This window comes from Nonomuraea zeae (genome assembly GCF_005889725.1).
GTDB classification, from domain to species: Bacteria; Actinomycetota; Actinomycetes; order Streptosporangiales; family Streptosporangiaceae; genus Nonomuraea; species Nonomuraea zeae.
The window spans coordinates 1-11,043 of the sequence record NZ_VCKX01000008.1 but is presented as its reverse complement, the minus strand read 5'-3'; the positions used below and the strand labels follow the sequence as shown (position 1 = coordinate 11,043).

The window sequence follows — 11,043 nt, the reverse complement described above, 5'->3', positions numbered from 1 at the left end:
GTGTGCACGGCATGGCGAGCAGGGAGCTGAAGAAGCGGATGCCGGGCTCGGCCCGCCGGGTCCGGATCGTCGAGGCGGCTCTGGAGGTCTTCGCCGGGCGCGGCTACCACGCCACGGCGATGGAGGAGATCGCGATCGCGGCGGGGGTGACGCGATCGGTGCTCTACGACCATTTCCCGTCCAAACGGGTGCTCATGATCACCGTACTCCAGGAGCAGAACGCCCTGCTGGTGGAGCACGTCGGCGCCCGGATCACCGGCTCGGGCTCGCCCGGACGGCGGCTGCGCGCGACCCTGGACGCCTATTTCAGCTTCGCCGAAGGCAGCCCGGCCGCACGTCGCCTGCTGTTCGACCACACCGACGAGGACGATCCCGAGATCAAGGCCGTCCGCTGGGGCATCAGGGAGACCCGCACCCGCTCGGTCGCCGCGATGCTCGGACGGGATCTGCGCCGGCTCGGACTCGACCCCGAGACCGAGACCGCGCAGGCGGTGGTCGAGCTGCTGATCTCGGGCACCGACGGCCTGGCCCAGTGGTGGGCCCGGCATCCCGCGGTGTCGCGGGAGGAGCTCGTCGAGTCCGCCATGCTCGTGCTGTGGAACGGGCTGTCCCAGATTCCCGGCCCCGACTCTCCCTGAGCCCATCACGTTCACGTATTGACAGATGTGAGCCACGCGTTCATCGTTCGCCTAACTAAACCAACACAAGTGTCGGTTAGGCGGGAGGTTCCGTCATGGGCCAGCCAGAGAATCGGAACGGGATCGGGCGCCGGAGCTTCGTCACCGGCGCCATGGCAGCGGCGGCCGGAGCGACGGCCGGGCCGCTGTGGGGCACGGCGCCGGCCAACGCGACACCGTCCCTGGTGAGCGCCGCGGGCAAGAGCGTGGCTGTCTTCGGCGCCGGCATGGGCGGGCTCAGTGCCGCTCACGAGCTGGCCGAACGCGGTTTCCAGGTCACCGTCTACGAGCGCAAGGCCCTGGGCGGCAAGTCCAGGAGCATCCCCGTCCCGGGAACGGGCACCGGCGGCAGGCAGGACCTGCCCGGCGAGCACGGCTTCCGGTTCTTCCCCGGCTTCTACCAGAACCTGCCCGACACCATGAGCCGCATCCCCTACGGGTCCGGCACCGTACGCGACAACCTCGTCTCGGCCAGCCTGGCGGTGATCGCGTACAAGGGGAAGGAGCTGCGCGTGCCGGTGCCGGGCAGCATCGGCGGCTCCCTCACCCCCGAAGCGATCAGGGACTACTTACGCAGCGCCCTGACGGCCGTCACCACGGTCCCGCTGTCGCAGATCGAGTTCTTCGTCTCCAAGCTCGTGACCTTCGTCACCAGCGGCCCGCGCCGGCGCCTCGGCCAGTGGGAGAACATGGGGTTCGCCGACTTCATCAAGGCCGACATCATGTCGCAGGAGTACCGCGACCTGCTGGTCAGGCTGTTCACGGCGTCCCTGGTCGCGGCCCAGCCGGACAAGGCCAACACCCGCACCATGGGCCTGATGTTCGAGGCGCTGGTCTACAGCGCCCTCGGCCTCGGCCCGTACGGCCCGCCCGACCAGGTGCTCAACGGCCCGTCCAACGACGTCTGGCTCACGCCCTGGATCGGCTACCTCACCGGTCTCGGCGTGCAGTTCAAGGTCGGATGGACCGCCACCGGGTTCGACTACTCCGGCGGCCGGGTCACCGGCGTGCGGGTGACCGACCCCAGCGGGGCCGCCGGCACCGTCACCGCCGACCACTACGTGGCCGCCCTCCCCGTCGAGCGCTTACGCCCCCTGCTGACCACCGCCATGAAGACGGCCGACCCCGGCCTGGCCCGCCTGGATCATCTGGAGACGGACTGGATGAACGGGGTCATGATCTACCTCAAGGAGCCCCGCCCGATCGCGAACGGCCACCTCATCTACGCCGCGACGCCGTGGGCGCTCACCTCGATCAGCCAGGCGCAGTTCTGGAGCCGCAATTTCGCGGCGAGCTACGGGGACGGCACGGTCACCGACTGCCTGTCACTCGACCTGTCGGACTGGAACACGCCCGGCATCCTCTTCGGCAAGACCGCCAAGCAGTGCACCAGGCCGCAGATCGTCCAGGAGGTGCTGGCCCAGGTCCGGGCGGCCCTGCCCGGCGGCGCGGCGCTGCTGCCCGACTCGATCGTACGGTCCTGGTTCGTGGATCCGGCGATCACCGGCGAGGCCACCCCGGCCGTGGCCAACGACGAGCCGCTGCTCATCAACACGCCCTCGTCCTGGAGCAACCGCCCCACGGCGGTCACCCAGATCCCCAACCTCTTCCTCGCCGCCGACTACGTCCGCAACAGCATCAACCTCGCCACGATGGAGGGCGGCAACGAGGCCGGGCGCATGGCCGCCAACGCCATCCTCGACGCCTCCGGCTCCTCCGCGGCGCGGGCCGAGCTCTTCAGCCTCTATCTGCCGCGCGAGTTCAAGGCGCTCTACAACACCGACGACGCGCGTTACCTGCTCGGCCTGCCGAACCAGTTCGACCTGTTCAGCCCGTACTGGCCGGGTCGCTGACGGCACGGGCCCGCCGCGGCTCCGCCCACCGGCGGGGCCGCGGCCGGCGGGCCGGTCTACCTCTGGCGCAGGTGGTGGCTCACGTCGCCGACGAGGTTGATGCGGACCTGCCGCTCGACGAAGCGCCACCGGCCGTCGCGGCGCTCGAAGCGGTCGCGGTACCGGCCGCCGGCGATGGCCTGCAGCGGCAGGCCGGGCAGCGCCTGCAGCACGGTGACGTACGAGCGCGCGGCCGCCGTGCCCGCCGCTTCGTCGACCTCGATGGCGAGGTTGGACACGACATGCTGGGTTCGCGGCGTGCCGTCGGCGTAGACGATCAGGGTGTCCTGGAACATCTTCTCGATCGCGCCGGGACCGCTCACCGGCTCGCCGCTGCCGGTGAAGGTGGCGTCGGCGAGCAGGCTGCCGAGCCCGGCGAAATCGCCGTCGTCCACGCACTCGGCGTAACACGCGATCAGGTTCTCGATGGCCCGGTGGCTCGGCGCCGGATCGGCGGGCGTGTGGACGGATGTGGACATGGTCTCCCCCAGACGAGACGGGCGATCTTCAGCGTGCCGTTCCCGGTGACGGCAAAGCGGCAAATCTACCGGTGACCGCGGACGCCGGTGCCCGTGGGGGGCCGCCCGCCGCTGATGATCGCCGTACGCTCAGCCGGTGGGCTCGGCGCCGGAGCGGGCCTCCTCACCGGCGCGGAGCTCGGCGTCAGAACGAGCTTCCTCCCCGCCGGTGGGCTCGGCGTCAGGACGGGCCTCCTCCTCGCCGGGGTCCTCGGTCACCGGCTGGATCTCGTCCAGCAGGGCCGCCTCGCGCCGCTCCTCCTCGACCTTCCGCTCCGGGTCGGGCGGCTGCTCGACCGGCTCCGCGGGGATCGGGCGGCGGGTCTGCCTGACCTCCACCCCTGCACGGGCGGCGATGGTGTCGCTCTCCCCGTTGACCTGGCCGATCGCGGCCGGCACGTCCGAGAGGTCTTCGTCCTGTCCGTTCATGACCGGCAACTGCCCGAATCTTGACCCCCGAATCACCGCCTCGGCCCTCAGCCCTCCTCCGTCCCGCCCGCGCCCCCGGGGTTCGCGGCGGACAGTTCGAGCGCGGCGTCGAGCAGGGCGCGGGTGTACTCGTGCCGCGGCGAGCCGAGCACGTCCGTCGCCCGCCCCTCCTCGACGACCACGCCGCGCCGCATGACGGCGATCCGGTCCGCGATCTGATGCACCACGCCGAGGTCGTGGGAGATGAACAGCATCGCCAGGTGGTGGCGCTCGCGCAGGTCGACCAGGAGCCGGAGGATCTGCGCCTGGACCGACACGTCCAGGGCGGACACCGCCTCGTCGCACACCAGCAGCCGGGGCCGGACGGCGAGCGCGCGGGCGATGCTGACGCGCTGGCACTGCCCGCCGGACATCTCCTCCGCCCGCTGCCCGGCGACGCTCGCGTCGAGCCCGACGTCGTCGAGCAGGCGGTGCAGCGCGGCGGTGCGGTCGCCGTCCGGGGCCGAGTCCGGATGGGTGCGCCACGCCTCGTCGATGATCGCGGCGACGGTCATGCGCGGGCTGAGCGACGACCGCGGGTCCTGGAACACCATCTGCGCGGCCCGTTGCTGCGCCGTGGTCCGCCGCCCGACCGGGCCCACGGGCACCCCGTCGAGCAGGATGCTCCCGGAGCCGGGCCTGATCAGGCCGACGACCGCCCTGGCGACCGTGGTCTTGCCCGACCCCGACTCGCCGACCAGCCCCACGATCTCGTCGGGAGCCACGGTGAGGCTCACGCCGTCGACCGCGACGAACTCCCCGGACCGGGCCGAGCGCGAGCGGAACCACCCGCCGCGCCGGCCGAAGGAGACCCGCAGGTCACGCACCTCCAGCAGGTCCCCGGCCGGACCTTCTGCCATCACGGCAGCACCTCCTCGGCGAAATGGCACGCGGCCCACCGGCCGGGCGCGACGGATCTGGCCTGCGGCTCCTCGGTACGGCACCGGTCCCGCGCCAGCGGGCACCGGGGATGGAAGGCGCATCCCCCGGGACGGCCGGCGGGCGTGGCCGGCGTGCCCGGCAGCGGGTGGGCCAGCGCGGTCCGGGTCCGCACGGCGGGCACGCTGTCCACCAGCGCGCGGGTGTAGGGGTGGGCCGGGCCGGCCAGCACGGCCGCGGTGGGGCCGCGCTCGGCGACCCGGCCGGCGTACATGACGACGACCTGGTGCGCGACGTGCGCCACCACCCGCAGGTCGTGGCTGACGAGGAGCATCGCCAGGCCCTGGTCCTCCTGGATGGAGCGCAGCAGGCGCAGGATGCGCGCCTGTACGGTCACGTCCAGCGCGGTGGTGGGCTCGTCGGCGAGCAGCAGGGCCGGGCTGCCCGCCAGCGCCAGAGCGATCATGGCCCGCTGCCGCATCCCGCCGGAGAACTCGTGCGGGTAGCTGCGCATCCTGGTCGCCGGCTCGGGGATGCCCGCCCGGTCGAGCAGTTCGAGCACCTGCGCACGCACCTCGGCGCGCGGGCGGCCGGCGCGGCGCAGGATCTCGCCCACCTGGCGGCCGATCGTCTGGGTGGGGTTGAGCGCGGCCAGCGGGTCCTGGAAGATCATCGCGATCTCGTGGCCGCGCAGCCGGCGCCGCCGGGCGGGGCTCGCCCCGAGCAGGTCCTCGCCCCGCCAGCGCAGCTCCCCGCCGGTCTCCGCGCCCCGTGGGAGCAGGCCGATCACCGCGTTCGCGGTCATCGTCTTGCCGCTGCCCGACTCGCCGATGAGCCCGACCGTCGTCGCCGGCGGGATGTCGAACGTCACCCGATCGACGACGCGGACGCTGCCGCCGGCGACGGGCAGGTCGATGACCAGCCCGTCCGCCTCCAGCAGGGGGCCGCCCGGTTGCGGGGACGTCGTCCCCGCGACCGGCGATGTCCGCGCCCGGCTCATGAGCCGCTGACCTGCATGCCGGAGAAGTCGGGCAGGCCGTTCGGGTCCGGCGTGACGCCGGTGACGCGGCGGTTCCAGGCGTAGGCGTACTTGACGGCCATCGGGAACATGCCGACCGCGTCCGACCAGATGATCTTGCTGGCCTCGCCGTACAGCCTGACCCGCTCGTCGCTGTCGGGGCTCGCCCCGGCGGCGGCGAGCAGCTTGTCCAGCTCCGGGTTGCAGTAGCCGTTGCGCTTGGCCGCGCAGGGGTACAGCCGGCCGAGCGTGTTCGCCGAGTCGAACGTGGGGTTCGACAGCTGCTGGAAGTTGACGTCCCAGTTCAGGGCGAGCAGGTCCTTGGTGAACACCGCCTGCTCCTTCTCCAGCAGATCCACCTGGACGCCGATCTTCTGCAGGTCGGAGACGATCGCCTGGTTGAACGCGCGGAACTCGGCGTTGGCGAACTGCAGCCGCAGCTTGGCGGAGAAGTCGAAGCCCGCGTCCTTCAGCGCGGCCTTGGCCGCGTCGGGGTCGTAGCGGACGGGCTCCTGGGGGACGTGGCCGAGCGTGATGGGCGAGACCGGGGCGTCGGCCAGGCTGCCCGTCTGCGGGTACAGCCGCTTGATGATGGTGGCGAAGTCGACCGCCTGCCACAGCGCCCGGCGCACCTTGGCGTCCTTCAGCGCCGGCGTGCCGGAGTTGAACCACATGGTGAACACGGCGGTGCTCGGCACCGTCTCGACCTTGAGGTTGGAGTCCTGCTGCAACGCGGCGAGCTGGTCGTCGGGGATGCCCGAGACGAGGTCCACCTCGCCGGTGCGCAGCGCGGTCAGCCGGGCCGCGAGCTCGGGCATCTTGCGGATGGTCACCCGCCCGGCCTTGGGCGCGCCGGCGTAGTGGCCGGGGTTCGGCACCAGGACGAGCGTCCCCGACGAGTCGAACTTCTCGACCTTGAACGGCCCCGACCCGACCGGCGTCTGGAACCACGCCGGGCTCTCGCCGGTCAGGCTGCCGGGCATCACGAAGAAGACCGCCAGCTTGTACGGCACCGCCGCGTCCGGCTTCGGCGCCGTCAGCACCACCTCCGCGGGCGACGTGGCGGCCATCGTGTAGCCGGTGAAGTTGGCCGCGTTCGTGCTCTTGAGCTCCACGAACCGCTTGAACGAGCCGACCACGTCATCGGCGGTGACGGGCTTGCCGTCGCTGAACTTCACGTCCGGGCGCAGCGTGAACGTCCACTGCGTGGCGGTGCTGTCGGGCTTCCACGCGGTGGCGAGGTCGCCCTCCAGCGTGCCGTCCGACCGGGGGCGGACCAGCCGGCTGAAGATCGCCTTGGCGGCCAGCTGGGTGCCGGTGGCTCCGCCGCTGGTGGGACTGTCGGGGTCGAGGCTCTCGATCGCGTACGTGCCGGCGACGGTGATCTCGCCGCCGGCACTGCCGGCACTGCCGCCGCCACCGCTGGCGGCGCTGCAACCGCTGATCGCGAGGGCCGCGGCGGCGATGAGGGCCAGTGCCGCGAGACGCGGACTGCGTGGGGCAAGGGATCTGGTCATGGACGTCTTCCCGCCTTCCGGGGGTGCTGTGTGAGGGGAAGAGGGTGGTGCCGGTCGGGGCTCACCTGAGGTGTCCGCGTCCGTACCGGGCGGTGAGCTGGTCGCCGAGGATCCCGATGTTGATGATCAGCAGCGACAGTGCGACGCCGGGCAGAGCCGAGATCCACCAGGCGGTTTCGAGATACTGCTTTCCGTTGGCGATGGTCTGGCCCCACGACACCGCCGAGTTGGGCAGGCCGATGCCGAGGAAGCTGAGCCCGGCTTCGGCCAGCACGACGAGGGCGAACTCCAGCGTCGCCAGGGCGACCACCGGGCCTGCCGTGAGCGGCACGATGTGCCGCACCAGGATCTGCGCCGGCCGGACGCCGAGGACCCGCGCCGCGTCGATGAAGGCCCGCTCGCGCACCGACAGGGCGACGCCGCGGGTGACCCGGGCGAACGAGATCCAGGCCGTCGCGGACAGCGCGGTCACCACCACCAGGACGCTGCGCTCGAAGGCTCCCGCGATCACGATGGTCAGCAGGATCGCCGGGAAGGCCAGCAGGATGTCGATGCCGCGCGCGAGCACCGTGTCCAGCCAGCCGCGGAAATAGCCGGCGGCGACGCCGACGGTCACGCCGATCAGGCAGGAGACGACGACCGTCGCGACCCCGATGATCACCGAGGTGCGGGCGCCGTAGACGACCTGGGCGAGCACGTCACGGCCGAGGCCGTCGGTGCCGAACCAGGCGATCCCGCCCGCCGCCAGCCGCGTCCCGGGGGCGAGCAGCCGGTCGTCGAGCGCGACGCGTACCGGGTTGTAGTCGATGAGCAGCGGGCCCGCGCCGCCGACCACGACGTAGAGGGCGAGCACGGCGTACGGGACGCGGCTGAGCCAGCGCCGGCCCGCCGCCCACCGGCGGGCGGCGCGGGGCCGGACCCCGGCGACGGCGGTCATGCCGCACCGTCCAGCTTGATGCGCGGGTCGAGCTGGGAGTACAGCAGGTCGGCGACGAGGTTGAAGAGCATCACGATGCCCGCGATCAGGAAGGTGGCTGCCTGCACGACCGCGTAGTCGCGGTTGGAGACCGCGTCCACCACGAGCGTGCCGAGCCCAGGCCAGGCGAAGACGTTCTCGACCACGACCGCGCCGCCCATCAGGCCGCCCATGTGCAGGCCGACGACGGTCACGACGGGGATGAGGGAGTTGCGCAGGGCGTGGCCGACCAGCACCTGCTGCTCGGTGAGCCCTTTCGAGCGCGCCGTCTGGATGTACGCCTCGCGCATCGTCTCCGCGACGCTGGTCCTGGTCAGGCGGGCCACGATGGCGGTGAACGGCAGCGCCAGCGTGATCGCCGGCAGGATCAGGTGACCCGGCGTGCCCGCCCCCGCGCTGGGCAGCAGGCGCAGCGCCAGCGCGAAGACGAGGATCAGCATGATGCCGACCCAGAAGGTGGGGAAGGACTGCAGGGCGATGGTGCCGGCGGTGACCACCCGGTCCACGACGCCGCCCGGTCGGCCGCCGGCCAGCATCCCCAGCACGAGGCCGAGGGTCACGGCGATGAGCGTCGAGGCGAGCATCAGGTCGGCGGTCGCGGGCAGGCGTTCGAGCACCTCCGACATCGCCGGCCGGCCGAACCGGTAGGAGTCGCCGAAGCGCAGCTGCGCCACGTCGGCGAGATAGCCGAAGTACTGGCCGAGCACCGGCCGGTCGAACCCCAGCCGCGCGGTCAGCTCGGCCACCTGCTCCCGGCTCGCGTCCGGGCCGAGCAGGATCGTCGCCGGATCGCCCGGGGCGACCCGGACTATGAGGAAGATGAGCGAGGCGGCGCCCCACATCACCAGCACGCCGACGAGCAACCGTTTGGCGATGACCTTGATCATGTGGGTGGCCCTGCCGGTGGGGCGGGGGCGGGACTGGTCACTGCTCTCTCCTTGGTGGTGCCACCGTCGCGCCCGCCATCAGGGGGCATTCGACGTACTCTCTGCGGGCCTCCGGCTCGGGGGCCTCCAGCAGGCGGACCAGCAGCTGGGTGGCCTGCCGGCCCATCTGCTCGCGCGGGACCACCAGGCCGGTCCAGAGCGTGCCGGTGCGGCGCGAGCCGGTCGAGTCGCCCAGGACGACGATGCTCAGGTCGTCGGGAACCGACAGGCCCTGCCGCTGCGCGCACGCCTGGAGCTCTTCCGCGAGCAGGACCTGCTCGGCCACCACGGCGGTGATGCCGCCGCGCCGGATCTCCGCCAGCAGCCCGGCCACCTCGTCGGGGGACTCCAGCGTCCACACCGGGCCGGTGAGCCGCCTGGTCTCGCCGGCGGGCAGCGCCCCGCGGAACCCCTTCTCCCGGTCCCGGCTGGGCTGCGCGCCGCCGTCGCCGATCCGGGCGTAGGCGACGCGCCGGTGGCCCAGCTCGAACAGCCGCTCGGTGAGCTGCCGGGTGGCTCCGGTGTAGTCGGCCGCCATGTAGGAGACCGGCGCCCCGGACACTTCCCGGTGTCCCACGTAGACGAACGGGTAGCCGGTGTCGCGCAGCCGCTCGACCTCCTCGACGTTCGGGTCGCGGCCGAGCAGCAGCGCGCCGTCCGCGAGCGACAGCCGGGTGGATCCGTCGCGGAAGACCTGCCGCTGGCCGCCGACGCTGGTGAACATCAGCAGGTCGTAGCCGAGCTCCGCGGCCGCCTGCTCCATGCCGAGCAGGAACGGGAAGTAGAAGTCGACGCTCGTCGTCGGGAAGACCGGCTCGAACGTGTACACCCCGATGATCTTGTTCTGGCCGCCGGCGAGGGATCGCGCCGAGGCGTTGGCGACGTAGCCCCACTCGCGGATCGCCGCCAGCACCCGCTCGCGGGTCGTCGGGCTGATCCGGATGTCGTTCCGCTCGTTCAGCACGATCGAGACGGTCGCCTGGCTGACCCCCGCGAGGCGCGCGATGTCGGCCTGGGTGGGCCTTCGCACCGGTCCGCGACTCATCTGAGCCTCCTGCTAATGCGCCTAACTCGGTGAACGCAAAGTTTTGCCCTGGCATCTGTGAGATGTCAATGGACCTGGGCTAAATCGCCGAACGAGCCAGGTCACGCGACCGGCCAAATTTGCTAATGCCTATTAGCATCTGGCGCCCGGCACAGATCGCGGGTACGGTCCGGAGACATTCGCCGAGGGAGGTGCCATGGCCACCGTTTCCGACCCGTCCGACCATCCGGTCGCCGGGGTGATCATTCCGCTCGTCACCGCGCTCGACCGTCGTGGGCGACCCGACCCGCCGGCCGTCGCGCCGCTGCTGGCCCATCTCGCGGCCGGCGGCGTCACGACGCTGATGCTGGCCGGCACCAACGGGGAGGGCCCGCTGCTGACCGCCGGCGAGGTCCGGGCGTACGCGGCGGAGGTCTCGCCCATGTGGCGCGAGCTGGCCGGTCCGGCCGCCCGGATCATGGTCACCGCCGCCGGCACCGGCACCAGGGAGACCCTGGACCGCATGGACCGCCTGGCCGGGGTCGACCTGGACGCCGTGGTCGTGCTCGCCCCGTCCTACTTCCGGCACACCGAACGCGAGCTGCACGCGCACTTCCGCGACCTCGCCCGCCACGGCAGGCCGGTAGTGATCTACAACAGCCCCGGCTACACCGGCAACCCGATCACCGCCACCCTGGTGCGCCGCCTGCTCGACGAGCCGGCCGTCGCCGGCCTGAAGGACAGCTCGGGAGACGCCGCCCTGTTCGCCCAGTTCTGCGCCCTGGCCGGGGAACGGCCCGGCTTCCAGGTCGCCCAGGGCGCGGAGCGGCAGCTCGCCGACGGGCTGCGGGCGGGGGCCGCCGGCGTGGTGCCGGGCGTGGGCATGCTCGCCCCGGCCCTCTGCGCCGCCCTGTTCAGGGCCGTCCTGGACGGAGACCACGCCGCCGCCGCGGCGCTGCAACGCGACGTCGACCGGCTGGCCGCGCTCTTCGCGGTCCGGCCCGGAGCCAGCGGCATCGTCGTGATCAAGACCGCGCTGCACCTGCTGGGGCTCTGCCCGCCCCACGCCACGGCGCCCTTCCTGCCCCTCGACGACACCGAGCTCGCCACGCTGCGCGCCGCGCTGGACCTGTCTCTTATACCCATCT

Annotated in this window: 11 protein-coding genes; 3 read left to right on the top strand and 8 right to left on the bottom strand. The window is 72.3% G+C overall.

Annotated features, from left to right (window positions below; translation table 11 throughout):
- The first annotated feature begins 11 nt into the window (after window positions 1-11).
- Together ETD85_RS04165 and ETD85_RS04160 are read left to right on the top strand one after the other, a co-directional pair.
- Window positions 12-638, top strand: coding sequence for a TetR/AcrR family transcriptional regulator (locus ETD85_RS04165; protein WP_240778945.1), 627 nt, complete (start codon window positions 12-14; stop codon window positions 636-638).
- A 95-nt stretch (window positions 639-733) separates the two neighbouring features.
- Window positions 734-2,530 (top strand): hydroxysqualene dehydroxylase, encoded by a 1,797-nt coding sequence (locus ETD85_RS04160; protein WP_138688245.1) that lies wholly within the window; start codon window positions 734-736, stop codon window positions 2,528-2,530.
- 56 nt (window positions 2,531-2,586) lie between these two features.
- On the opposite strand, the gene ETD85_RS04155 is transcribed toward ETD85_RS04160, so the two are convergent.
- The 8 genes from ETD85_RS04155 to ETD85_RS04120 form a co-directional block, all read right to left on the bottom strand.
- A complete protein-coding gene (locus ETD85_RS04155) occupies window positions 2,587-3,048 on the bottom strand; it encodes a nuclear transport factor 2 family protein (RefSeq protein WP_138688244.1) in 462 nt (153 codons plus the stop codon).
- A gap of 129 nt (window positions 3,049-3,177) precedes the next feature.
- On the bottom strand, window positions 3,178-3,516 hold the full coding sequence (locus tag ETD85_RS04150; RefSeq protein WP_138688243.1) for a hypothetical protein: 339 nt from the start codon (window positions 3,514-3,516) through the stop codon (window positions 3,178-3,180).
- A 47-nt stretch (window positions 3,517-3,563) separates the two neighbouring features.
- Window positions 3,564-4,415 carry an ATP-binding cassette domain-containing protein gene (locus ETD85_RS04145; RefSeq protein ID WP_138688316.1) on the bottom strand — a complete coding sequence of 284 codons (852 nt, stop codon included), beginning with the start codon at window positions 4,413-4,415 and terminating at the stop codon, window positions 3,564-3,566.
- Complete coding sequence (locus ETD85_RS04140) at window positions 4,415-5,434, bottom strand: ABC transporter ATP-binding protein (RefSeq protein WP_138688242.1); 1,020 nt, start codon at window positions 5,432-5,434, stop codon at window positions 4,415-4,417. The genes ETD85_RS04145 and ETD85_RS04140 overlap by 1 nt, the downstream gene beginning before the upstream one ends.
- Window positions 5,431-6,969, bottom strand: a complete 1,539-nt coding sequence (locus tag ETD85_RS04135) for an ABC transporter substrate-binding protein (RefSeq protein WP_138688241.1) — start codon at window positions 6,967-6,969, stop codon at window positions 5,431-5,433. Before ETD85_RS04135 ends, ETD85_RS04140 begins: the two co-directional genes overlap by 4 nt.
- A 61-nt stretch (window positions 6,970-7,030) precedes the next feature.
- Window positions 7,031-7,906, bottom strand: a complete 876-nt coding sequence (locus tag ETD85_RS04130; RefSeq protein WP_138688240.1) for an ABC transporter permease — start codon at window positions 7,904-7,906, stop codon at window positions 7,031-7,033.
- The gene (locus ETD85_RS04125) at window positions 7,903-8,832 is read right to left on the bottom strand and encodes an ABC transporter permease (RefSeq protein WP_138688239.1); all 930 of its coding nucleotides are present in this window, start codon (window positions 8,830-8,832) and stop codon (window positions 7,903-7,905) included. The genes ETD85_RS04130 and ETD85_RS04125 overlap by 4 nt, the downstream gene beginning before the upstream one ends.
- Before the next feature lie 37 nt (window positions 8,833-8,869).
- Window positions 8,870-9,916 carry a LacI family DNA-binding transcriptional regulator gene (locus tag ETD85_RS04120; RefSeq protein WP_138688238.1) on the bottom strand — a complete coding sequence of 349 codons (1,047 nt, stop codon included), beginning with the start codon at window positions 9,914-9,916 and terminating at the stop codon, window positions 8,870-8,872.
- A 196-nt stretch (window positions 9,917-10,112) separates the two neighbouring features.
- Between ETD85_RS04120 and ETD85_RS04115 the strand changes: the two genes are divergently transcribed.
- A partial coding sequence (locus tag ETD85_RS04115) for a dihydrodipicolinate synthase family protein (protein ID WP_138688237.1) occupies window positions 10,113-11,043 on the top strand: 931 nt, incomplete at its 3' end.